The sequence below is a fragment of the Xanthomonas sp. WCS2018Noco2-27 genome, from assembly GCF_031843525.1.
Classification (GTDB): Bacteria; Pseudomonadota; Gammaproteobacteria; order Xanthomonadales; family Xanthomonadaceae; genus Xanthomonas.
The window spans coordinates 78,261-101,964 of record NZ_JAVTIK010000014.1 but is presented as its reverse complement, the minus strand read 5'-3'; the positions used below and the strand labels follow the sequence as shown (position 1 = coordinate 101,964).

Sequence of the window (23,704 nt, the reverse complement as noted above, 5' to 3'; positions counted from 1 at the left end):
CCGCATCGATCAGGCGACAGCCACCGCATCGCCACGCATGCGCAAGTGTCTTCGCGGTCACAGGCGTGCGCATCCGCGATGCATGATGATGTGCACGCCGCTCAGCGCGGCGGCGTATCCGATGTCTGCTGCGTGTCCTCGCCGCGCAACACTCCGCGCTGCAGCGCCTGCGCCAATGCACTCTCGCGGCTGCGTGCGTCGAGCTTGCGGTAAAGATTCTTCAGATGGAATTTGACCGTGTTTTCCGACAAATGCAGGTGGCGGGCGATCTGCTTGTTGGAATAACCGCGCGCCAGTTGCGCCAGCACTTCCAGTTCGCGTTCGCTGAACACATCGCTGGCGGGATCGTCGTCACCACTGAGGCGTTCGAGCAGCGCCTGGATGGTCAATGCACGCGTGGTGCCGCCAACCGTTTGCGGGTCGTGTTGGCGCAGCGAGCGCAACATCGCCTTTGCCGGCAATCCAAGCTCCATGATCGCTTGCCAGCTCTGCGTCAGCGCCACGTGGTCCAGCGCACTGTACAAATGCGGCAGGGCAGCGAGCAGTTCGCCGCGCTGCTGCAGCACCAGTGCGATGCGGGCGCGGGTGCGCGCGAGATGGCAGGCGTTATCGCTGCTCAGACAGGCCTGCTCGATCTGGCCGAGAATGGTCAGCGCCGCATGGCTACGCCCGGCCAGGCGATGCCAACGTGCCAACGCAAAGCCCATCGCCGCACGATCGCGCCAGCGATGCGCCGAGCGCAGGGTGTGCGCCAGCCCGGACTCGCCGCCAGTGCGCGCGATCACCACATCGATGGCTGCGTTGCCGGGGTGCTCCAGCAGCAACATCAAGCGCCATGCCGACGCCAGCTCGGACAGTCGCGCCAGCTTGCGCCCATGCGCGATCTGCTCGACATGCTCAAGCAACACCAGCGCACTACGCCCGCTGTGATCGCGCACGCGTTCCAGACCCAGCGCGGTGTCGTACGCGGCCGCCAGCACGTCCACGCCGCCATCGTGCTGCTCCAGCAGTTCCAATGCCGGATGCAGCAGGTCGGCGGCATCGTCGTGGTGGCCGCGCTCGTAGTGCACTTGCGCGAGCAGACAGTTGCCGGCCGCTTCCAGCACACGGTCCAGTTGCGGCGTGCGTGCGCACCAGCTCAGCGCTTGCCGATAACAGGCTTCGGCGTCGCCGAGCCGCCCGCGGTAGAAAAAGCTCTGGCCGAGCGAGAGCAACGCCTGACTGGCGCCCAGATCGCTGCCGCCGCGGTGCATCGCATCGCGCGCAGCCAGGGCATAGCGCTCGGCCACGGCAAACCCGCCCTGTGCCAGCGCGGTCGTGGCACAGATGCACAGCAAGGTGCCGCGGCCCAGATGATCGTCTTCGTCCAATGCGCTCGCCTGCGCGGCAATCTGGGTCAGGCCATGCGGATTGCCGCAGATCTCGTCCAGGCGGTCGCGCAGCAATGCCACCACCACGGTGTAGTCGCGCTGTAGCGGCTCGCGCACGGCGGCCGGGAAATCGCGGAAGCGTTCCAGCAACAGGCGCGCATGACTGAACTCGCCCAGTTTCAGATGCAGATATGCCTGGGTGAGATTCAGTGCAGGCGTGTCGCGGATGCTGCGGTGCTCGAAATGGCGCAGCAACGCGCGCACTTCATGCATGCCGTGGGTCAGCAGTAATTGCCAGGTACCGGCGCGCGCGATGTAACTGGCGGCCAGGTCGCCGCACTCGCCACGTGCGGCATGGCGCACGGCGTCGGCCAGATGCTGGTGCTCGCCGAACCAGCGCGCCGCGCGCTGATGCAGTTGCACGGCCTGGCCGGGATGGTCGCGATCGAGTAATTGCTGCAGGAAGTCGGCAAACAACGGGTGATAGCGGAACCATTCGCGCTCGCCATCCAGCGGCACCAGCAGGCCATGAAAATGGTCCAGCCGCGCCAACAGCCGGCCGCTGTCGTCGCGTTGGCGCACCGCATCGGCGAGAGCGGCGTTGACGCGATCGAGTAGGCTGGTGCGCAACAGCAGATCGCGCGTGTCGGCATCGAGATCGTTGACGACCTGTTCGGCCAGATACGCGGCAATCTGCGTGCTGCGCCCGGAAAAACGTGCGGCGACTTCCTGCTGACGTTGCGCATTGCCTTCCAGCCACAGTCGCGCCAGATGCAAGGCGACCGGCCAGCCCTCGGTGTAGCGCAATAGCTCGTCGACCACCGGTGCCGGGATGTGCGGTCCCAGCAGTGCGCGCGCTTCGTCGTTGTCCAGCGCCAGTTGCACGCTGCCAAGGCGGCTGAGGTGCGCCTGCAGATCCAGCCGCGCCAGCGGCAATGCCGGCACGCGACGCGTGGCCAGCAACAGATGCAGGCGCCCGCCACTGTGTTCGACCAGGCGCAACACCAGCTCATCGACCGGGCCATTCCCGAGCCGGTCGTAGTCGTCGAGGATCACGCTGATGCGCCGCGGTGCGCTGCGCAGCGCGCGGATCAACACGGTGGCCGCATCGCGCGGGTCCTGGTCGCGGTTATGCATCACGCCGGCACACAGCGCCGGATCTGCACCCGCGCCCTGCAGCGCCAACGCGAGATGGCCAAGAAAACGTGCCGCATCGGCATCTTCTTCATCCAGCGACAGCCACGCCACCGCATCGTCGTGCGCGCGTCTGCGCGCATGCCATTGCGCAAGCAAGGTGGTCTTGCCAAACCCCGGCGGGGCCAGCAGCAGCGTGAGTGGCCGCAGCTGCGCCTGATCCAGTGCCGTCAGCAAGACCTCGCGTACCACCGCACCCGGGCGCGGCAATGGCGGCTCCAGCTTGCTGGCAAGCAGCCAATCGGGAAGCGCATGGTCGCGCGACGGCGACGGGCGTGGGGTGAGCAACGCAACAGGCTTGAACATGAGGCGAGGGCGGCCCTGACAAGCGTCAGCAGCGCGCCGGCTCGACACGCTGCACAACCAGAGTGAAACAGCGGCGACGGCCAGCCTGTCACCACAACGGCGACAACGACAGATCGGCTGCTTCGAGGGTCCCCACCCATGCCCGTCCGTGAGCACCTTTCAGAAAGGTATGACAGCCGTAAGACAAAAGCAAAGTGTGCTGGGGCTAACTGCGGTGGCCGTCGCAGGCGACCGTGCAGGCTGTGCGCTGGGTCAGGCACTGTTCGCCCCCTTGGGCTGTTCAGTGCGGAGGGGCGGGAGAGTGGCAGCGCCTATTCATCGCAGCCGGCGTACGTCGGCTGCTCCGCGAGCGCAGGCCGGTCACTGCGATTCGCATCGCCGTGCGGGCGCTGCGGAGCCTTGTCAGTTGCCTCCGGTGACATTAGGCAAACAGGCACGTTCGCGTAAAGCGGCTGAAGCGAACGGGCAGTACAGGCTCACCGCGTGCAGACGCATCGCTTGCCGCGCAGGCACTGCCTGGCCTGCAGCGGCGCCTCAACGCTTGCAACTGCCCGTGTGGCGTCGATGCCCTGGTCGATCGCCGGCGTGGGCTGGCCACGGCCGGCGATCATGCTGGCAACGCGTGTCGGCGAGGGCGCGCTTAGCGCGCCACGTCCGCAAACGCCTCGCGTGCCGCTGCAAGCGTGGCGTCGATCACCGCCGCATCGTGCGCGCTGGACATGAAGCCCGCTTCGTACGCCGACGGCGCCAGATACACGCCCCGCTGCAGCATCGCGTGGAAGAAGCGATTGAAGCTGGTGGTGTCGCACGCAATGGCCTGCGCGTAGCTGTCCACGATTTCGTCGGTGAAGAACAGCCCGAACATGCCGCCGACCTGATTGGTGGTGACTGCGATTCCGGCGGCGTGGGCGGCATCTTCCAGGCCTTCGCACAGCGCGCTGGTGGCCTCGCTCAGACGTGCATGGAAGCCCGGCTCCTGCACCAGCTCCAGCATCGCCAGGCCCGCCGCCATCGCCACCGGATTGCCCGACAAGGTGCCGGCCTGATAGATCGGCCCGGAGGGCGCGATCTGCTCCATCAGGTCGCGACGGCCGCCATACGCGCCCACCGGCATGCCGCCGCCGATGATCTTGCCGAAGGTGGTCAGGTCCGGCGTCACCCCGTACAGCGCCTGCGCGCCCCCCAGTGCGACGCGGAAGCCGGTCATCACTTCATCGAAGATCAGCAGCGCGCCATGCCGCGTGCACAGCGTACGCAGATGCTGCAGGTAGCCGGCCAGCGGCGGAATGCAGTTGGCGTTGCCCACCACCGGTTCGATGATCACTGCCGCCACGTCTGCGCCGATCTCGTCGAACAGCGCAGTGGCGCCTTCGAAGTCGTTGAAGCTGAGCGTGGCGGTCAGCTCGCTCAAGCCCGCCGGCACGCCTGGCGAGGTGGGCACGCCTAGGGTCAGCATGCCGCTGCCGGCTTTGACCAGGAACGAGTCGCCGTGGCCGTGATAGCAGCCTTCGAACTTGATGATGCGATTGCGCCCGGTGGCGCCGCGCGCCAGCCGCACCGCCGACAGCGTGGCTTCGGTGCCGGAGTTGACCATGCGCACCATCTCGCACGACGGCACCAGCCGGGTGATGGTTTCGGCCATGGTGACCTCGGCCGCGCAGGGCGCACCGAACGACAGCCCATCGCGGATCGCCCGTTCCACCGCGTCGCGCACGGCAGGGTGGTTGTGGCCGGCGATCATCGGCCCCCACGAGCCTACGTAATCGATGTAGCGGTTGTCGTCGACGTCATAGAGATACGGGCCATCGGCGCGCGCCACGAAGAACGGCTCACCGCCGACCGACTTGAACGCCCGCACGGGTGAATTGACGCCCCCGGGCAACAGGGTCTGCGCCTGGGCGAACAGGGCGTGGGAGCGGGTGTGATTCATGCGCGCAGATCCTTGAGGAATACCGATGGGGGCATCGACGCCCGGCAACGGGCATCGCGTCCGCCATTGTCAGGCCTGCGGCCTCGCGCGCCTACCCGGCAGAGGCCCGCCTACCCGTCGGAGCCGCCGGGTAGGGGAACTTGGCTGCCTATGATCGAACGCGACGGTATCGACAGTTTGGGTATGAGCTGATGGCGTGCGGTCATTGGCGCCCCGCTGCCGAGGTTCAGAAAGTGTGATTGCGGTGGCCGTTGGCCCCGTTCATTTAGCCGCGTTGCCGGCAGTTTCCATCTTGGGGAGAACGCATGAACCGTAGTATCCAGAAGCGTGCTTTGGCGTTGGCGCTGGTTGTGGCCATCGGCAGTGCACACGCGCAGTCGACCACCGGCAGCATCGTCGGCAGCGTGGGGCAGGGCAATGGCACCAGCGTGGTGGTGGAAAACAACAGCGGCCTCAGTCGCGAAGTGCCGGTGGATGCGCGCGGCCGCTACACCGCCGGCAACCTGCCGCTGGGCACCTACAAGGTAACGGTCAAGCGCGATGGCGCGGTGGTGGAAACTCGCGAGAACGTCAGCATCACCGTCGGCGCCAACACCGATGTGTCGTTTGCCGCCGCCAACGCCGCGGGGAGCGGCGTGCAGACCATGGACAGCGTCACCGTCACCGCAGCCGGCCTGACCACCATCGACGTCAGCAGCGTGGACACGCGCACCGTGATCACCGCCGAACAGCTGCAGCAACTTCCGCTGGGCCGCACCGCCGAAGCGATCGCGCTGCTGGCGCCGGGCGTGGTGGTCAACAGCGGTGGCTTCGACAACGGCCCGCTCGGTGGTTCGCTGCCCAGCTTCGGCGGCTCGGCCGCCAGCGAAAACGCGTATTACCTCAACGGCTTCAACACCACCACCATCAGCAACAACCTGGGTGGTCTGACCCTGCCGTACGGCGCCATCGATCAGCAGGAAATCTTCACCGGCGGCTATGGCGCGCAATACGGTCGCGCCAATGGTGGCGTGATCAACCAGATCGGCAAGCGCGGCACCAACGAATGGAAGTTCGGCGCAGCGGTCATCTGGGAGCCGAACGGCTTGCGCGCCAATCAGCGCGATATCTACTGGCGCCCGGATAGCCAGGGCAGCACCGTCAACAACGCCGCTTACCGCTACGCGCGAGCAGCCAACGGCCTGTACCAGCCGGCCAGCGAGGCGGAAGCCAACCAGACCACCTATAGCGCCTACGTCGGCGGGCCAATCATCCAGGACAAATTGTTCTTCTTCCTGGCCGCCGAGCAGGTGGATTCGGACGGCGTGCGCGTGGGCACCAATCGCGACACCGACAACGGTCGCACCGGTGGCCTCACCGACTACGATTACAAGCAAAAGCGCTGGTACGCCAAGGTGGACTGGAACATCACCGACAACCACCTGATCGAGGTGACCGGTGCCAGCGACAAGGCAGAGACCAACGGCTCGATCTATCGTTACAACTATGTCGACCGCCAGCGCGGCAGTTACTTCACCGACGAATCCACCTGGAAAACCGGCCCCACGCTGTTCACCGGCAAGTACACCGGCTACCTCGGCGACAACCTCACCGTGACCGCGCTGTACGGCAAGATGACAACGCCCGACGAACTGACCCCGTTCAACTACGACGCGGCTGGTGGCCCTGTCATCAACAGCGCCGCACTGCAGAATCCGGCGTATACCGGCGGCACGCCGCGCATCGGCAATCAGCTGGTGACCTCGGTCAGTTCGCCCGATCGCGAGTACAAAAAAGACAATCAGCGCCTGAATCTGGAATGGCGTCTCGGCCACCACACGCTCAACTTCGGTATCGACAACCAGAAGTCCGAAGGCATCGATGTCGGCTCGGTGCTGTCCGGCCCCGGCTTTGCGTGGACCTACGGCCAGACCAACGATCCCAACGGACTGGCCACCGGCGGATTGGTCAGCCAGTCGGCCAACGAAGCCGGCGGCATCGGCGCACCAAGCCCCGGCCTGGTCGACCCGGTCAACGGCTCCAGCGGCTATTACGCGGTGCGCAACATCAACACCAGCCTGTACTCGTACGAAGCCAAGCAACGCGCGTATTACATCGAAGACAAGTGGCAGGTCACCGACAACCTGCTGTTGAGCATCGGCCTGCGCAAGGACGAGTTCACCAACTACACCCCGTTCGGCGACCCCTATATCGAAGTGGACAATGCCTGGGCACCGCGATTGGGCTTCAGCTGGGACGTCAATGGCGATTCCAGCCTGAAGGTGTTCGGTAACCTCGGCCGTTACTACCTCGGTCTGCCGCTGTCGGCGGTGAGCCTGTTCACCCCGGCCACCACCACCGACACTTACTTCACCTACAGCGGCATCAATGCCGATGGCACGCCGGTGCTGGCGCAGCAACTGGGTTCTGCGGTGTCGGCCAACTCGCGTTTCGGCCGCATTGCCGATGTGCGCACTGCGGTGGCCAAGGATATCGAAGGCGAGAATCAGGACGAGGTCATTCTCGGCTTTACCAAGCAACTCGAAAGTGGCTGGGTGCTGGGCGTGCGCGGCACGCATCGTCGTCTCAATGCCGGCATCGACGATCAGAACTACGACGTCTCCAACACGGCGCTGATCAACGCCGCGGCGGCGCAAGGCGTCACCATCGACTTCTCGCAAGTTGCCGGTGCATCGCTGATCAATCCTGGCCAGACCAATACCTGGGGCGTGATCGGTACCGACGGCCAGTTCCACGAGGTATCGGTGAGCCGTGAGGCGGCGGGCTTCCCGAAGTTCAAGCGCAACTATTCGGCGGTGGAATTCAACCTGGAGCGTCCGTTCGACGGTCAGTGGTACGCCAAGGTCAACTATGTCTGGTCGCATAGCTACGGCACCACCGAAGGCCAGGTGCGTTCGGATCTGTGGCGCACCGGCGGCGCGTTGGGCAGTTACCAGGGCCAGGCGTCGGTGTCGACCACGCAGAGCTGGGACCATGCGGCGTTGATGGAGCACTTCAATGGTGATCAATCCAACGACCACCGTCATCAGCTCAAGCTGTTCGGCTTCTACCAGTTCAATCCGCAGTGGGGCGCTTCGGCCAATTTCAGCCTGATCTCCGGCGCGCCGCATAACTGCCTGGGTAACTACTACGGCACCGAGTACAGCGGCCGCGATCCGGCCGGCTATGGCGGCAGTGCGATCACTGGCGGGCCGTACCACTACTGCTACAACCCGGAAACCGGCACCGGCAGTGCATCGCCTCCCGGTTCGCAGGGCCGCCTGGGCTGGATCGCCCAGCTCGACATGGGCGTGACCTACAAGCCGGCGTTCGCCGACGGCAAGCTGGCGCTGCGCTTCGATGTGTTCAACATCACCAACGAGCAGACCGCAACCAACATCTACCCGTTCTCGCAATTGCCCGACAACACCACCAACCCGCTGTGGAATCAGGTGGTGGCTTACCAGGCGCCGCGCTCGGGCCGGGTGACATTGAGCTACGACTTCTAAGCGCGGCTAAAAAACGTAGCAAGCAGTTGCCAGGCGGGTGTGGACGGCGCACTCAGATGCGGCGCGTACGCGCAGTACATACCGATCCGAGTACCGGCTGCACCCGCCTGGCAGCGACGTAGTAGCGTTGTTAGCGGCTCGTAGCGATAGCTTCGAAGAACTGTGTTCTGGCAGCGACGCGTTTTGTACGCGTCGCTGTTTTTCGTTGGGGCGATAGGGTGTTCAGTTGGTTCGATCTTCCGGGTTGACTAGCGACTCGCCGCAGCAACTCGACACGGTCTGCACAACAACTCGCCTTCCAACCCATCCCGATCAACTGCACGGTGCGGTGTCCTCGACGCTTGCAGAACCCTGTGGTGGCATGGATGCGGCTACGGAGACTCCACGGATACAGCACTGCGTGTCCGGTAAGCGGCGAGGCGCCGCACGCTCGACTTGCTGCATTGTTGATTCGGCGATGGATTGCATCTGAAGGACGCACGATGCGAAGTGCGATTGTCTTGGCAGTGCGTGGCTTGGTCGCGCAGACAGATCAATAGCAGAGCGGCAGGTCTGCGGCTTGGCTGCAGGGTCCTTGCCCGCCCGCCCTCGCGGGACACGCCGCAAGTACGTCCCTGTAGGCTCTTTGGCGGCATCCATGCCGCCAAAGGTCCCGCGAGGGCGGGCGGGCAAGGACCTGTCGAGAGGGGCGGTGTGCGTGGTGCGAGCGGTGCACGGCGTTGCTATGCGTATGCGATGGGTGCCAGCTTCAGGCCTCTCTGCGCCAGCGTCTGTTGAATGCGATGACGATGCGACCCACAGGGGGCAGCCGGCGCGAGGTGCTGCAATCAGCTTTCTATCCAGGCACCGACCATCGTCCTGGCGAGGGCACCGTGCCCTCGATCCCGCGATATTACCCCCTACATTCGATCGCATTCCGACAGACATTGCGGTCTTACGCATCTAGCTTCGGTCTGGAATGGCGAGGGCAGCGTGCCCTGGATCCTGCAGTGTTGCCCTGGCATTCGATCGCCTTCAGACAAAGCGACGCTTTGACATCGCGGTCTTACGCATACTCCCGACCCTAGCTTCTGTCTGGAATGGCGAGGGCACTGTGCCTTCGATCCTGCGGTGTTGCCCTGGCATTCGATCGCCTTCAGATAAAGTGACACTTGGACATCGCGGTCTTACGCATACTCCCGACCCTAGCTTCTGTCTGGAATGGCGAGGGCACCGTATCCTCGACACTGCAGTGTTGCGCTGGCATTCGATCGCCTCCAGACAAAGCAACGCTTCGCAAGCGCGGTCGCACGCGTGTTCCAGACGTTCTTCTGTCTGGAGTGGCGCGGGCCGCCCGTAACGCTGTCATCCGCCAGCGATGCTATTGCGCAAACCCGGCTCGATACGCCTGCAATGCAGCAACCGGGTCGGGTGCGGCATAGATGCCGCTGACCACGGCAATCAACTCGGCGCCTGCAGCGACCAGCTCACCGACCTGCGGCGGCGCGATCCCGCCGATGGCCACCCGCGGCACGCCGAGGTTGGCCGCCTGTTGCAGCAGCGCGGGCGTGGCGCGACGGGTCGTTTGTTTGGTAGTGGTGGGGAAAAACGCGCCGAACGCGACGTAGCTGGCGCCTGCGGCGGCCGCGACGCGCGCGCGATCGATCTCGTCGTAGCACGACACACCGATGATTGCCCGCGCCCCCAGCAGCACGCGTGCCGCCGCCACATCGCCATCGTCTTCGCCCAGGTGCACGCCGTGCGCGCCGACCTGCGCTGCCAGCGGCGCATCGTCGTTGATGATCAGCGGCACGCCATGGGCGGCGCAGGCCTCGCGCAGGGCGCTGGCCTGCTGCAGCCGTAGTGCCGCGTCCGCCTGCTTGTTGCGGTACTGCAGCCAGGTGATGCCCGACAACAGCGGCGCTGTACGCGCAAGCAGGCGCGGCGTATCGGCGTCATCGGGGGTGATCAGGTAGACGCCGCGGGCGTCTTGCAGCTGGGGCATGGCAGCGCTTCCGAAAGCGATAGGTGGGATGGGACAATGCAGGTCCCACCGTTGCGTGACCGCGATTATCCAATGAGCGACACATCCACCACCACCTACCGCACCTGGATGTGCGTCGTCTGCGGATTTCTCTATCACGAGGCCGACGGCATCCCCGAAGAAGGCATCGCCCCCGGCACGGCCTGGCAAGACGTGCCCGACACCTGGACCTGCCCAGATTGCGGCGTGACCAAGGAAGACTTCGAGATGGTGGAGATCGATTGAAGAGACGCTGACAGATAAATCTTATTGATCTTATCTTTGGAGACTAATGGAATGATCTCGCTGGATAAGAGCTGTGCGGAATTGGAAATCCGAATTTCACAAGAGTAGCCTTGCTGGGTAGCCAGCAGTCGCTGCAATAACCTCCGTTGCTTTTCGGCTGGTACCTGTGCTGGGCAAGGTTCCGAAATCGCTTCAATACTAAAAAGGATTTTTATGTTGAAGATATCGCCGCGTACGATGTTCTTGGCCTTGGCCCTTGCAGCTCCATTCGGGGCGAGTGCGTCCACGGCCGACCAACCGTCCCTGATTCAGGGCTTGGGTGAGCGGTTGCCGGCGGGTAAGGCGAATCTGAGCCTGTCACCGCGCTTCAAAGCCTACGTTTTCGAAAAGGCTGGGCTTAAATTTCTTCAGATCAACGCGCTGAATGACGATGTGCTGGCGGTGCTATCGCTTGTGCCAGGCGCAGCATCCCGACTGCCCATAGCAACGAGTGCGCAAGACGCCACTCTGCAATCGAATGGAACGCTGACAGCCCAGGCAAACTGTCCTTGCCATGCGCACATGGTTTACAGTGATGCCAATTATAATAATATCGTTATATATGGCGCGAACGGCGAGTATATAACCGCGTATCAGCTGCCACGGTCGGCTCAAGGTAAGCCCCACTAGTGGGTGGGGCTGTTTCCCGACGGCAATAGTCAGTGCGAGCGAGCGCGCTGGCTGTTCAATTCCACCAGATGTTCGTGCAGGTTTGCAGCATCCTGCGCGCTGGGGTTGAGCAGCAGATAACGCGTCAGGTCATGCCGCGCACCGTTGCGGTGGCCCAGGTGCAGGTAGGCCATGCCGCGGTCGCGCAGCGCTTCGGGTTGGTCTGGTACCAGCTTCAGGATGCGGTCGGCGCTGCGTGCGGCGCGGTCCCAGTGTTCGGCATCGGCGTAGACGCCGTGCAGATTGCGCAGGATGCGGATCAGGATCGCCCGGTGTGGGGCGGGATCGAGAATCTGCGCCAAAGCGCGGTCGTCGGGAATTTCGCCCCCCAGGTGCGGGCGCGCGCGTTCGCGTAGCTCGTCCACGCCCAACGGGCGACCGCCATTGAACGGGTCCATCACCAGTACGCCGTCGTCCACCGGCAGCCGCACCAGGAAATGTCCCGGGAACGACACGCCCGCCAACGGGATGCCCAGGCGCCGGGCCACTTCGATCTGCACCATCGCCAGCGAGATCGGATTGCCCAGCCGGCGCTCGAATACCTGGTTGAGATAGCTGTTGCGCGGGTCGTAGTACTCGTCGTGATTGCCCGAGTAGCCCAGCTCATCGAACAGGTAGCGATTGACCGCGGCCATCTTCAACGGCCACAGATCGATCGCATCCACTTCGCGGCGCAGATGCTCGACGTGGCTCTGCACCAGCGTGTCGTATAGCTCGGCGTCCAGCTGCGGATACTCGTCGCGCGCGATCAGCAGCGCGGTGGACATCAACGGCACCGCATCGTCGTCCAGGCTGGCGAGCGCGGTCCAATGGGGAAGTGGGAGCATGTCGACCATGTCGACAAGAGTGTCGGCAAGCGGCGCGGGGTTCAAGTCCGGTACTTCCTGACAGGAGACACCGCATCGCTGTGAATCACTTCAGCTTGGGAATATCCGCACTGAAACCAAGTTCCGCCCCGTCCTGCAGGTTGAGCTTGGCCGCCTGGCCGGCATTGAGCTCCAGCACATAGCGAGCCGGCGCCTTGCTGGGGTAAGGCGGGCAGGCATCGCCGGCCGAACAGGGCGGCACATTGCGCTGCTGCGACACCAGCCGGCGCTGATCGTCGAAATACAGGATGTCCAGCGCGATCTTGGTGTTCTTCATCCAGTACGCCATCGGCTCCTGGCGGTCGTGGATGAACAGCATGCCGCGATCTTCATCCATGGCATCGCGGAACATCAGCCCCTTGGTGCGGTCGGCATCGTTCTGCGCCAGCTCCACCTGATAGCGGGCGCCGGCCAGTTCCACCCAGGGACCGCTGCTGGCGCAGCCGCCGAGCAGGATCAGACACGCAAGAACGAGGAAGCGGACAGGGCGCATGCGGCATACCGACGGGGCGAGGGATGGCGCACCTTCTGCCATGCACCGGCGTGCGTCAAGCCGGCGCATGGGTACGTGCGTGTTGGTCGCGCACGCGTCGAGATCGATTCGGCGGTTGATCTGCGGCTTGGCTGCTGCGCCGCTGCCCGCCTACCGGCAGGGGACACGCCGTGAATCCATCCAGGAAGGCGCGTAGGCGGCATCCATGCCGCACAAGGTCCCGTGCGGTAGGCGGGCAACGGCCAGCCGCGTTAGAGCACGCGCGGCGGCTCGCCGCCGACGATCACCACATCGGCCGGGCGGCGCGCGAACAAACCCACGCAGACCACGCCGGGAATCTGGTTCACGCTGCGCTCCAGCGCCACCGGGTCGGTGATCTGCAGGTTGTGCACGTCCAGCACCACGTTGCCGTTGTCGGTGACCACGCCATCGCGCCACACCGGCTGGCCGCCGGTGAGCGCCAGAATCTGGCGGGCCACCAGGCTACGCGCCATCGGAATCACTTCCACCGGCAGCGGAAATTTGCCCAGCACCGGAACTTGCTTGCTGGGGTCGACGATGCAGATGAAGCGTTCGCTGGCTTCGGCAATGATCTTCTCGCGCGTCAGCGCCGCACCGCCGCCCTTGATCAGGCAGCGGTTCGGGTCGCACTCGTCGGCGCCGTCCACATACAGCGACAGCGTGCCGGTGTGGTTGAGATCCAGCACCTCGATGCCGTGCTGGCGCAGGCGCGCGGTGCTTTGTTCGGAGCTGGACACTGCCCCCTTGATGCGATGGCCGATACGCCCCAGCGCATCGATGAAGTAGGCCACCGTCGAACCGGTGCCGACACCGACGATCATGCCGTCTTCCACGTAATCGATTGCCTTCTCGGCGGCCAGGCGTTTTGCTTCGGACATGTTGGGGCTCGGGATTAGGAAGTCGGGAATCGGGAATCGGGAATCGGGAATCGGGAATCGGGAATCGCAAGAGCGGCTGGGCTGGGCCGGGATTTGCAAATCGCAACTCCCGAATCCCTACTCCCGGCTACTCCATCGCCAGCAACAATTTCCACTGCGCGGCAGTCACCGGCAGGATCGATAGGCGGTTGCCGCGCGCAATCAGCGGAAAGCCTTCGCCCAGCGCATCGGCGTGCTGCTTGATCTCGTCCAGCGAAATCGTGCGTTTGAGTTTGCGCTCGAACGCCACGTCCACCAGCATCCAGCGCGGGTCTTCGCGGCTGGCCTTGGGGTCGTGGTAATCGGACGTGGGGTCGAACTGGGTGTCGTCCGGGTACGCCGCGCTCGCCACCTTGGCGATGCCGACGATGCCGGGCACCTTGCAGTTGGAGTGATAAAACAACACGCCATCGCCGACCTGCATGCCGTCGCGCATGAAATTGCGCGCCTGGTAATTGCGTACGCCGTTCCACGGCTCGGTGCCCACACGCTCCAGATCATCGATGGAAAACGTGTCCGGCTCGGACTTCATCAACCAATAGCGCTTGCGGGCAGTCATACAGAGAGTGTGTCGTCTTTCAGGAAAGTGGCGTGTTCGGTACAGATGGCATCCATCGCCACGTCCCAGGATTCGGTCGGCAAGGCAGGCACCTGTTGCGCAGCGAAGCCGACGCCGACCAGCCAGGGCGGTGGCGCCTGGCGATGCCGGAACGCGAAGCTGCGATCATACCAGCCACCCCCCATGCCCAGCCGCCGACACGCGGCGTCGAAACCGGTGAGCGGGGTCACTACCAGCGCCATCTCTTCGGGTGCAAGCAGCTCGGTGCGCTCCACGTCCGGCTCGGGAATGCCGTAGCGATTGCTGACCAGGCCCTGGCCCGGCCGCCACGGCGCAAAGCGCAACACGCGGCCGTCCAGCACCGGTAGGCAATACTGCACGCCGTCCGGCAGGGTCAGTTGCCAGCGATGCAAGGCGATCTCGCCATCCATCGCCCAGTAGCCGGCCACCGCGCCGGTCTGCGGCGCAAACGGCAGCGCCAGCAACTGCTCGGCCAGTGCATCGGCAGCGGCCAGACGCTGCGTGGCCGGCAGGCTGCGCCGCTGCGCGCGTAGCTGCTGGCGCAACGCCTCTCGGTCCTCGGTCATTGGGGTCTCGCGGCGGTGAGGGAGACACATTGTCGGCGGCAGGCGTCCACCTGCCTAGCGGTGTGTCCGGAGGGGCGTGCCGGCAGTCCGTCGAGTTTCATGCGAGCCGATCTTTTTGGCGATGTCGTCGTATGGATCACTCTCATGACAGGCCACCTGATTGCATCGCGTGCGCGACGTCATGCGTGGGTGGTCATGCACGCGGCCGCGCCATCGGCACGTGGACCATCCTCGCAGGAGCGCGTGGCGCGATGGGTTGGACTGCTGCGCGCGGCAAGGATCTGGCTTCGTCACTGGAAGCGCAGGCGCTGCGGAACCACCAACTGGGCTTTATTGGAAATCGAACCGACGAAAGGAGATGAGTTCAGGTGCGACCAGGCCTAAGTGCAGCGGTGCAAGGCGCACGCATCGCCTTCGGTGCCGATTCGGCGGTGTTGGGTTCGGGTTCGCGCACCGGCGATCCCAGCACGGAGTCGGTGGGCAGTGGCATGGTCGCGGCATCCGGCGACGCGTCGCACCAGTGCGGTGTCAATCGGCGTACGGTGCCGATTCGGCGGTGTTGGGTTCGGGTTCGCGTACCTGCGATCCCAGCACGGAGTCGGTGGGCAGTGGCATGGCCGCGGCAATCCGGCGACGCGTCGCATCAGTGCGGTGTCAATCGGCGTAAACGCGCCAGGGCATAGCTGCGCGAGCACAGATAGCGTGCAAACGCACATGGCATCACTGCCGCAAGCTCATGCTCAGACCTTAGTTGCAAGCGGTGGATGCACAAACAGACAGGCTTCGAGCGCACAAAAAGACGAACGCACAAAAAGAAACGACGCCCGAAGGCGCCGTTTCAGATTTGCATTCTCCGCCGTGACGATGCGGGCGAAACGACCTTGAACCCGGGGTTCAAGTGGGGACGTTGTGAGGCCATCGGGCTTCCCGCTACAAGGCGGACTTGCACACCCGGCTTCGTCGCGCCCCCATGGTCGTAATTAAGGGACAAGGCGAATGTTTTGCACGCTGTCGTTTACAGCAGAGAACGCAATCGAATTATAGACCTCTGCTGCGCGATGGCTAGCCCATTCGTCGGCGCGCGCCCTGCAAAGTTCATCTTTGCGACGACACTGCGACGTAGGCCTCAACGCGGCGTGTCGGCAACGCTGTCCAGACGACGATTCAAGGTGTCGAGCGTGTTGGCCAGTTCGCGATCGTAGATCGCCTGCTGATCGCGCACCTGCTGCAGTTCGTGCGCAAGATTGAGTGCGGCCAGCACCGCGACGCGATCCACCGCCGCCATACGGTTGCTGCCGCGAATCTCGCGCATGCGCAGATCCAGCAGCCGCGCTGCGGCGGTGAGACTCTCGCGCTCTTCTGCGGTCACGCCAACCGTGTATTCACGATCCAGAATACGCACGCTGACCGGCTCGGTGGTACTCACGTGTGCTGCTCCAATGACTTCAACCGTACGATCATGGCTTCCACCCGCGAACGGGCCTGCTCGTTCTTGGTCAGCAGCTGCGAGCGCTCGCCGATCAGCTGTTCCTGTTGGTGCCGCAGGCTGCGGTTTTCGTCGGTCAGCCGTTGAGTTCGCTCGACCAACGCCTCCACGCGGGCGGTAAGTGCGCGGAGTTGAGCGAGGGCGGCAGCGTTATCCATGCGCTCACGATAGGGGCGCGTGCGCGCGGCGGTCAAGCGCCGGACGACCGGTGGCTTACGTGCCGTCAGGCCAAGCCCGCCAAGGCCTTGGGCCAGATCGCGCCAGTCCGGCGTAGCGCGCGTGGAACGCTGCATGGAACGTCGCGGTAGCAGCCGATACGGGGTGCCTTGATACACTGGGAAGTCTGATCGCCCGCGCATGCGTGGGCGCCTTCTGCCCTTAGCCTGGATGAGTCGATGGATCTGCCTGACGTAACCGCTGTGCAAACTGAAAGTCGTCAGCTCGCGCTGGCGTCCTCTGCGGCGGAGTTGCATGGCGGGCTATGTGGATGGCTGTCCGGCGGTGGTGCCGACAGCGGCGACTGGCTAGCGCGCATCCTGGCCGACACCGCGCAGGTGTCGCCCAAACAGGGGGGCGCTCTGGATCAGATGCGCCAGGTCACGGTGGCGCAGCTGGAAGATCGCGATTTCGCGTTCGAGCTGCTGCTGGTCGAAGACGGCGCCCCGCTGCCGGCGCGCACCGATGCCTTGTTCGACTGGTGCCGCGCGTTTCTGGGCGGTTTCGGGCTGGCCGCGCAGCAGCGCCCGGCGCTGAGCGAAGAGGGCGAGGAAGCGTTGCAGGATCTGGCGCGTCTGGCGCAGGCCTCCAGCGACGACTTCGATGCCGGCGAAGAAGACGACACCGCACTGGCCGAGATCGAAGAGTTCGTGCGCGTGGCAGTGCTGTTGCTGCATGGCGACTGCGTAATGGGGCCGCGTTTCCGTCAACGCTTGAACTGATCGCCGCACCGATATGAAAAAGCTCACCGGGATCGGCGCGGCCGAATACGCGCGCCGGCGCAAGCAGCTCATGCAGATGGCCGGCGAGCAGGCCATCCTGATCCTGCCGGCTGCGCCCGAGCGCATCCGCAGCCACGACACCCATTACCCGTATCGGCAGGATTCGGACTTCTTGTATCTGAGCGGGTTTCCCGAGCCGGAAGCAGTGCTGGTGTTGGTGCCCGGGCGCAAGCATGGCGAAGCGATCCTGTTCTGCCGCGAGCGCGATGCCGAGCGCGAAGCCTGGGATGGCCCGCGCGAGGGCCAGGAAGGGGCGGTGGAACGCTACGGCATGGACGATGCGTACCCCATCGACGACGTGGACGAGATCCTGCCCGGATTGCTGGAAGGCCGCACCCGGGTCTATTATCACTTCGGGCGCGATGTCGATTTCGATCTCAAGTTGATCGGCTGGCTCAAGCGGGTGCGCGAGCAGGTGCGTCATGGCGCGCAGCCGCCGCACGAATTTCTGGAGCTTGGGCATCTGCTGCACGAGCAGCGCCTGTTCAAATCGCGCGACGAAATCGCCTTGATGCAGCAGGCCGCTGACATAAGCGTGCGTGCGCACCGTGCGGCGATGCGGCTGGCGCGCCCGGGCGTGCACGAGTACGAACTGCAGGCCGAGGTGGAGCGCGAATTCCGCGCTGCCGATGCATGGCCTGCGTACGGCAGCATCGTCGGCACCGGCAGCAACGCGTGTGTGCTGCATTACCGCGCCAACAATGCGCGCAGCCGCGAAGGCGAGCTGGTGCTGATCGATGCCGGTGCCGAATACCGCGGTTATGCAGCCGATATCACCCGTACCTTCCCGGTCAACGGCCGCTTCACGCCCGCGCAGCGCGCGCTGCACGCGCTGGTCGATGCGGCGCAGGCGGCTGCGCTCGCACAGGCGCGTCCTGGCGTGGCGTACGAGGCCGGCCATCTGGCTGCAGTGGAAACCCTGACCGAGGGGCTGCTGCGCCTGGGCCTGCTCAAGGGCAAGTTGGAGCGCAACATTGCCGAGGAGCAGTACAAGCGGTTCTATCGGCACAAGACCGGGCATTGGCTGGGTCTGGATGTGCACGATGTCGGCGATTACCGCTTGGCCGGCGACTCGCGCCTGCTGGAGCCCGGCATGGTGTTCACCATCGAGCCAGGGCTGTATGTCTCGACTGACGATACGAGCGTGGACGCCAAGTGGCGCGGCATCGGCATCCGCACCGAAGACAATGTGCTGATCACCGCCGATGGGCACCGCGTGCTCACCGATGCGCTTGCGCGCAGCGCCGATGAGATCGAAGCGGAGATGGCCGGCGTCCGGGTGTAGTTGCTGACAGGTCGAGCGTCTGGATCGCCAGCCGCGTTGCCGTCAGCACCTTCCACACAGACGCTGGACGCTTGGCGTTGCGATGCGTCACCGCAATCGGCTGATCAGCCGGCGCAACCGCACACGCAACTCAAGATGTGGGATGGACTCGGAGCAGCTAACAAGACGACTGTGCAGTCGCCAGGCAGGCTTGGCTGGTGCTCGGCACGGCATGTACCGCGCGTGCACTTCGTTTCTGAGTGCGTCGTCCTCATCCACCTGACGACGACTCGCTGCGTTGTGTGAGCCGATCTTAATGATTCGCGCCGAGCGTGCTTCCAACCAGCGCGTGCGCCATCGATGTGCCCTTGCCTGACGCGCCGTAAGCACAACGCGCCGGCAGTGTCACTAGCCCAGCTGCGGTGTCTGCGTGCGCTCTGGCTGTTGCAGCGCCTCGCCAGGTGCGGCGATCTGCCGCGCACGCTCGAATGACTGTTCTTCGGGCGTTGCCAGTGCCTGCTCGGTTTTCATGTGCGCGCGCAGATGTGTCGGATTAGCGGGATCGCCCTGCACCACGAACACGTTTTCGCCGCCGTGCACGCCGGTCTTGTTCGCTTCGCTCATCAGCACGTGATCCACGCGCGACAGCCCGCCTTCCTTCGCCAATGGCAGCAAGGCGGCAGTGAGTCGCGCGCTGGTCTGGTCTGGGTCGCGCCCATGCGCGGCGTCGATCGCATGCACGCCGCGTTCGATCTGCTGATACATCGGGTGGTCGGGGTGCGAGGTCTGGCGTGGATCGTTCATGGCGATGCTCCGTGCTGTGCTGTGCAGTGTAAGAGTGGCTAACAAAACGTAGCTAGCGGTCGTCAGGTGGGTGTGGACGGCGCGGAGGAACCTAAGTGTACGAGTGGACCATGCCGCACCGAGCACCGAGCACCGGCCGCGCCCGCCTTGCGGCTGCGCAGTCGGTTTGTGAGCCGCTCTAAATCAAGGTGCGGCAAACACCGGCCGTGTCAGGTTTTCCGGTGCGTCATCGGTGCACACCACTTCGTCTTCGATGCGAATGCCGCCGTAGGGCTTGAACTGCTCCACGCGCTGCCAGTCGACGCTGGCGGCGTGGCCGTTCTTTTTCACTTCGTCCAACAACATGTCGATGAAGTACACGCCGGGTTCGATGGTCACCACCATGCCGGGTTCCAGGACGCGGGTCAGACGCAGAGCCGGATGGCCTGCCGGGCGTTCGATGCGGCCGCCGCGGTCGCTGGCGGCGAAGCCGGCCACATCGTGCACCTGCAGGCCGATCAGGTGGCCCAGGCCGTGCGGGAAGAACGCGGCGCTGAGGCCGGTGGCCAGTGCGGCTTCGGCCGACACGGTGAGGATGCCGAAATCCTTGAGGATGCCCATCAGGGCTAGATGCGCGTCCACATGCAGTTGCTTGTAATCCACCCCGGCGCGCACGCTCTGGCCCATGCGCACCTGTGCGGCATCGACGGCGTCGATCAGCGCCTGAAACTCGCTGCCGGGGTCGGCGGCGTAGGTACGGGTGATGTCGCTTGCGTAACCGTCTGCCGACGCACCGGCGTCGATCAGAAAGCTGCGCAGCGGTTGCGGCGCGTGTTGGCCCAGCTCGGTGTAATGCAGCACTGCGCCATGTTCGTTGAGCGCGATGATGTTGCCGTACGGCAGAGTGTTGGCGTCCTGGCCCACTGCTGCGCAGTAGGCCATATGGATGCCGAATTCGCTCTGGCCAGCGCGAAACGCCGCTTCGGCCGCGCGATGCCCAGGCACCGCCAGTTGCTGGGCGATGCGCATCAGCGCCAGTTCGTACGGCGTCTTGAAGGCGCGCTGATAGTCCAGGTAATCGATGACCGGCTGCGGGTTGTTCGGCACATAGGCGCCCAGTGCGCTCTGCGCTTCACCGAGGATGGCGCAGCGTGCGCTGCGCGCGGGCAGCAGCTTCAAGGCCTCGTCCGGGGTGCGGATGATGTGGATGTCGCAATGCTCCACCCACCAGCCGCTGGGGGCGTCGGGCACTACATGCCAGTAGTCGAACGGCTGATAGAAGAGCACCGTCGGGCGCTGGCCCGGGGTGTAGATCAGCCAGCTGTTGGGGATGCGCGTCAGCGGCACCCAGGTCTTGAACTGCGGGTTCACCGCGAACGGGTAATCGCGGTCGTCGAACAGCTGGTAGTGCGTGGTGCCGCTGGGCACCACCAGGTGATCGAAGCCGCCGCGCTGCAGCGCTTCATCCGTGCGCGCGGTGAGCGTGCGCAGGTGGTCGGAATACAGGCGGCTCATAGAAGGCTGGGTCATGCGGAACTCGGTCGCGATGCAAGGCAGGGCACAAGTTTGCCGCAAAGCCTGTGAATCGGTCAGCCGACCATGTGTTCTTCGGCGATCCAGGCGCGCAGACGCAGGCGATGTGGCTCGGACATGCTCAGGAAACGAAAGCCGGCCCAGGCCTGCCCCGGCGCATGTGCGGCCTCGGACCACAGCAAGTGCACGCCGACATCGATTTCGGTGGCGCGGCCGATGCGCTCGGGCAGGCTGAAACGCAGCTGATACAGCGCGTCGTCGTGCAATGGAACCGAGGCCAGCAGCAGCATGCCGGTTTCGGAGACATTGCCGACCCGGCCGATCTGCGCGTCGCTGAGCATGTCGACCACCGGCACCATGTCGCTGGGCTGGCGGCGCGGGGCGCGGCGGGTGTCCTGGATCATGCGGAGGCCTCGGTGGGGGAGTGGCCAGCCAGACTGCGTAGCGTGCGCACGGTGGCATGCCAGGCGCGATCGATCAGCCGCGATTTTTCTTCCACCAGCAAGCGCGCCTGGCCGCTGGCCATCAGCCGCGCCAGCCCATCCAGCGATTGCTCGCCGAGCTTTTGCCCGCGCTGATTGACGAACAGCGCGTTGCCGGTCATCGGGCTGTACCAGGACAGGCGCTGCCGACGCAGGTCGCCTTGTTGATTGATCACGAATTCGAACCAGGTGCCGAAAGGCAGGCTGCGCAGCTGCACGTAGCAGGCTTCCTCGTCCGGCGTTCGCGGCGTGATGGCCGGCTTGCGCGCGGCGGTGTCGCCCTTGTCGCCCAGCCGCGCGCGCGCCTTGAGTTTGGCGGTGAGCTCGGTGCGCGAGGTGAGCGCATCGTCGCCACCGGGCGTGGACAGGCGCCGCGCGATCGCAGCCGCTTCATCGTGGTGATAGCCGACCTGCAGCAACGCGGTTTCGACGTCGGTGCCCAGCGCAATGTCGGTCGGCAGGCCCTTGTTGCGGCAGGTGACTTCGGCGATGCGCGCGGTCAGGGCCTGGCGCTCGTCCCATTCGGGCGATTGCTCGCCTTGCCGCAGCAGGGTGAGCGTGAGGACGTCAGACCACGCCTGGCGCAGCAGCGATTGCACGAAGCGCGGCGGCGCGCTGTCTTCGCAGAGTTGCTCGATGCGCGCCTGCGCCTGCTGCTTGGCCGATTCCAGCCGTTCCTTGCCGCGTGCGGCATCCACATGCCGGCGTTCGGCCACTTCGGCCTTGCGCGCCAGGTTGCGCAGATGCGTCTGGATATCGTCGTTGGCGGTTGCAAACACCGCCTCGTCGCCCTGGTAGTTGTTGACGATTGTGTCGACTGCGCTGCCCAGCTTGTGCAACAGCTGCGGGTCGACGTCGTCGTCCCCTAACCACACCGCGCCGGACTCGGCCACGGTATTGAGCAACTCGCGCACCGGGTGCTGGTCGCGCACGAAGAAATGCGTGTCGGCCAACGCGGCGCGCACCACCGGCACCTGCAGCTTGGCGAGCAGGGCCTGCGCGGGCGTGTGCTCGCGCACTTCGCGTTGCATCTGCGCGTAGAGCAGACCGAGCAGGTCGAAGGTGTCGTTGTCCTGCGGCGAGAGCGCGGCATCTGCGCCGTGCTCGGCGCGTAACAGCGCCAGCACCTGACGTTGCACCGCATCGATACCGGACCCCTGCGATGCTGCAGCCGGCTGCGCGCCCAGCGCGCCTTGCAGGCTGGCCAGCGCCTCGCCGAGCGCGGCCTTGGGCACGCTGACCGGGGCAGGGCCGGAGGGCTGCGCAGAGGACTGTACAGACGGTTGTGCAGCGGCGGCCTGCACCAGGCTGCCCGGCGCGCCGCGCTGATGCATGCCAGCGCTGGCTGCTGCCTGCGACTGGCGGGCCGAGGACATCAGGCTGTCCAGCGCGTGTGCGGCGTCGTCCAGCGCGGGTGAGGTCGCTTGCGCAGTTGTTGCTGCGGGGGGCGCAATCGCGGACGTGCCGTGCGCATCGAGCAGCGCGCTCTGCCATGCGGTTGGCGCGGATTGGCCGGCCCATGCGGTGGCCGGGCGCGCGCCCGGGTGCGCGGCGCCGGGCGCGCCGGAGGTTGCAGCGTTCCTGGGCGCGCCTGCGCTGTCCGGCAAGGTGCGGCGTGTCTGCACCTGCGTGGGCCTGACCAGATACGGGTGGTAGATCAGCCCCGGCAGAATGCCTTCCTGCGCCAGCGTGGCGTTGGCGCTCTCGTACAGGTCGCCCAAGCGGTCCATCACCTGGTGCTCGAACACCTTGTACAGCGCCAGTTGACCATCCAGGTTGAGGCCCAGCAGCTGGCCGCACTCGCGCAGGATCCGGCAGAGCGTGTAGGGGCCAAGCGGCAAGGCGTCCAGCTCGAACTCCGGCACCGCGCCGATCACCGCCAGCCGCTGCGCCAGCAATTGCAGCGCATCGGCACGGCGTGCCGTTTCGCGGCGGGCGATCTCGCTGAGCACGATATCGCGGTCGATATCGGTGTCTTCCACCAGGGTCAGCATCTGCGGCTGGGCCGTTGTCTCGGCGGGCGGCATCAGCGTGTGGCGTTCGCGCAGCAGGGCCAGATCCTGCGCCAGGTGCTGCAGGAACAGCTGCGGGAATTGGTCGATGTGATCGCGTAGCCCACGCATCTGCGCGTAGGTATCGGCCTGAATCTGGCTGTTGCGCGCATGTTCGGCCCGGTGCAGCAGTTCGCGCTCCAGCTCGACGATGGTCAACCGCAGTGAGCCGTTGAGCGCCTGCACGCAGTGCGCATGCAGCATGCCCAGCAGGCGACGGCCACGCGCGGACACGGGTGCCTCGGCGATCGGGCCGCTGAGTGTGGGCTGCAGGGAAGAAACGGGCGTGGACATCCGGGAGGGTGGGCTCGATGCGAAGCGTGAGCTATGTAGCATGTTTTCCCACTGCCCAGCGACCCTGTGGGCGCTGGCAGTCGATGCGTCGCTGTCTGTGCGTGTACGTCGGCAGGAGCGTGCGCC

The 23,704-nt window shown here is 65.1% G+C and carries 18 protein-coding genes and 4 other RNA genes; 5 read left to right on the top strand and 17 right to left on the bottom strand.

Going from position 1 to position 23,704, the window contains the following annotated elements:
- Positions 1-101: 101 nt before the first annotated feature.
- Positions 102-2,870 carry a LuxR C-terminal-related transcriptional regulator gene (locus tag RQH86_RS18980; RefSeq protein WP_311240372.1) on the bottom strand — a complete coding sequence of 923 codons (2,769 nt, stop codon included), beginning with the start codon at positions 2,868-2,870 and terminating at the stop codon, positions 102-104.
- Positions 2,871-3,510: 640 nt separating this feature from the next.
- The gene (hemL, locus tag RQH86_RS18975; RefSeq protein WP_311240373.1) at positions 3,511-4,800 is read right to left on the bottom strand and encodes a glutamate-1-semialdehyde 2,1-aminomutase; all 1,290 of its coding nucleotides are present in this window, start codon (positions 4,798-4,800) and stop codon (positions 3,511-3,513) included.
- A 305-nt stretch (positions 4,801-5,105) separates the two neighbouring features.
- On the opposite strand from hemL, the gene RQH86_RS18970 reads away from it, so the two are divergent.
- Positions 5,106-8,288: a TonB-dependent receptor plug domain-containing protein gene (locus RQH86_RS18970; protein WP_055848545.1), complete on the top strand. Its 3,183-nt coding sequence runs from the start codon at positions 5,106-5,108 to the stop codon at positions 8,286-8,288.
- A gap of 4 nt (positions 8,289-8,292) precedes the next feature.
- On the opposite strand, the gene RQH86_RS18965 is transcribed toward RQH86_RS18970, so the two are convergent.
- Together RQH86_RS18965 and thiE are read right to left on the bottom strand one after the other, a co-directional pair.
- Positions 8,293-8,368: non-coding RNA, sX9 sRNA (locus tag RQH86_RS18965), on the bottom strand.
- A 1,280-nt stretch (positions 8,369-9,648) separates the two neighbouring features.
- Positions 9,649-10,272, bottom strand: coding sequence for a thiamine phosphate synthase (gene thiE / locus RQH86_RS18960; protein WP_311240615.1), 624 nt, complete (start codon positions 10,270-10,272; stop codon positions 9,649-9,651).
- A 72-nt stretch (positions 10,273-10,344) separates the two neighbouring features.
- Between thiE and RQH86_RS18955 the strand changes: the two genes are divergently transcribed.
- Complete coding sequence (locus tag RQH86_RS18955) at positions 10,345-10,536, top strand: rubredoxin (protein ID WP_082473519.1); 192 nt, start codon at positions 10,345-10,347, stop codon at positions 10,534-10,536.
- A 698-nt stretch (positions 10,537-11,234) separates the two neighbouring features.
- Here RQH86_RS18955 and RQH86_RS18950 read toward each other — a convergent pair.
- The 8 genes from RQH86_RS18950 to RQH86_RS18915 all read right to left on the bottom strand — a co-directional run bounded on the left by RQH86_RS18950 (position 11,235) and on the right by RQH86_RS18915 (position 16,331).
- Positions 11,235-12,116 carry a SirB1 family protein gene (locus RQH86_RS18950; protein WP_311240617.1) on the bottom strand — a complete coding sequence of 294 codons (882 nt, stop codon included), beginning with the start codon at positions 12,114-12,116 and terminating at the stop codon, positions 11,235-11,237.
- A 40-nt stretch (positions 12,117-12,156) separates the two neighbouring features.
- Positions 12,157-12,603, bottom strand: a complete 447-nt coding sequence (locus tag RQH86_RS18945; protein WP_115554515.1) for a DUF192 domain-containing protein — start codon at positions 12,601-12,603, stop codon at positions 12,157-12,159.
- Positions 12,604-12,854: 251 nt separating this feature from the next.
- Positions 12,855-13,502 (bottom strand): ribose-5-phosphate isomerase RpiA, encoded by a 648-nt coding sequence (gene rpiA, locus RQH86_RS18940; RefSeq protein WP_311240618.1) that lies wholly within the window; start codon positions 13,500-13,502, stop codon positions 12,855-12,857.
- 127 nt (positions 13,503-13,629) lie between these two features.
- Entirely contained in the window at positions 13,630-14,100 is a 471-nt protein-coding gene (locus RQH86_RS18935; protein ID WP_311240619.1) for an EVE domain-containing protein, read from the bottom strand.
- A complete protein-coding gene (locus RQH86_RS18930; RefSeq protein WP_311240620.1) occupies positions 14,097-14,687 on the bottom strand; it encodes a 5-formyltetrahydrofolate cyclo-ligase in 591 nt (196 codons plus the stop codon). The genes RQH86_RS18935 and RQH86_RS18930 overlap by 4 nt, the downstream gene beginning before the upstream one ends.
- Before the next feature lie 846 nt (positions 14,688-15,533).
- Positions 15,534-15,717, bottom strand: a non-coding RNA gene (ssrS, locus tag RQH86_RS18925) — 6S RNA.
- A gap of 96 nt (positions 15,718-15,813) precedes the next feature.
- Positions 15,814-16,113, bottom strand: a complete 300-nt coding sequence (locus tag RQH86_RS18920; RefSeq protein ID WP_311240621.1) for a cell division protein ZapA — start codon at positions 16,111-16,113, stop codon at positions 15,814-15,816.
- The gene (locus RQH86_RS18915; RefSeq protein WP_311240625.1) at positions 16,110-16,331 is read right to left on the bottom strand and encodes a TIGR02449 family protein; all 222 of its coding nucleotides are present in this window, start codon (positions 16,329-16,331) and stop codon (positions 16,110-16,112) included. Before RQH86_RS18915 ends, RQH86_RS18920 begins: the two co-directional genes overlap by 4 nt.
- Before the next feature lie 237 nt (positions 16,332-16,568).
- Between RQH86_RS18915 and RQH86_RS18910 the strand changes: the two genes are divergently transcribed.
- The 3 genes from RQH86_RS18910 (at position 16,569) to RQH86_RS18900 (ending at position 18,744) form a co-directional block, all read left to right on the top strand.
- Positions 16,569-17,111: a YecA family protein gene (locus tag RQH86_RS18910; RefSeq protein WP_115513786.1), complete on the top strand. Its 543-nt coding sequence runs from the start codon at positions 16,569-16,571 to the stop codon at positions 17,109-17,111.
- A gap of 13 nt (positions 17,112-17,124) precedes the next feature.
- Complete coding sequence (locus RQH86_RS18905; protein ID WP_311240622.1) at positions 17,125-18,456, top strand: aminopeptidase P N-terminal domain-containing protein; 1,332 nt, start codon at positions 17,125-17,127, stop codon at positions 18,454-18,456.
- Positions 18,457-18,667: 211 nt separating this feature from the next.
- Positions 18,668-18,744: non-coding RNA, sX9 sRNA (locus tag RQH86_RS18900), on the top strand.
- A gap of 99 nt (positions 18,745-18,843) precedes the next feature.
- On the opposite strand, the gene RQH86_RS18895 is transcribed toward RQH86_RS18900, so the two are convergent.
- The 5 genes from RQH86_RS18895 to RQH86_RS18875 form a co-directional block, all read right to left on the bottom strand.
- The gene (locus RQH86_RS18895) at positions 18,844-19,239 is read right to left on the bottom strand and encodes an XVIPCD domain-containing protein (protein WP_055848575.1); all 396 of its coding nucleotides are present in this window, start codon (positions 19,237-19,239) and stop codon (positions 18,844-18,846) included.
- Between the two features lie 36 nt (positions 19,240-19,275).
- A non-coding RNA gene (locus tag RQH86_RS18890) (sX9 sRNA) lies at positions 19,276-19,351 on the bottom strand.
- A 71-nt stretch (positions 19,352-19,422) separates the two neighbouring features.
- Entirely contained in the window at positions 19,423-20,748 is a 1,326-nt protein-coding gene (gene pepQ / locus RQH86_RS18885; RefSeq protein ID WP_311240623.1) for a Xaa-Pro dipeptidase, read from the bottom strand.
- Between the two features lie 59 nt (positions 20,749-20,807).
- Complete coding sequence (locus RQH86_RS18880) at positions 20,808-21,155, bottom strand: PilZ domain-containing protein (RefSeq protein WP_055848580.1); 348 nt, start codon at positions 21,153-21,155, stop codon at positions 20,808-20,810.
- The gene (locus RQH86_RS18875) at positions 21,152-23,578 is read right to left on the bottom strand and encodes a DUF1631 domain-containing protein (protein WP_311260602.1); all 2,427 of its coding nucleotides are present in this window, start codon (positions 23,576-23,578) and stop codon (positions 21,152-21,154) included. The genes RQH86_RS18880 and RQH86_RS18875 overlap by 4 nt, the downstream gene beginning before the upstream one ends.
- Positions 23,579-23,704 lie beyond the last annotated feature (126 nt).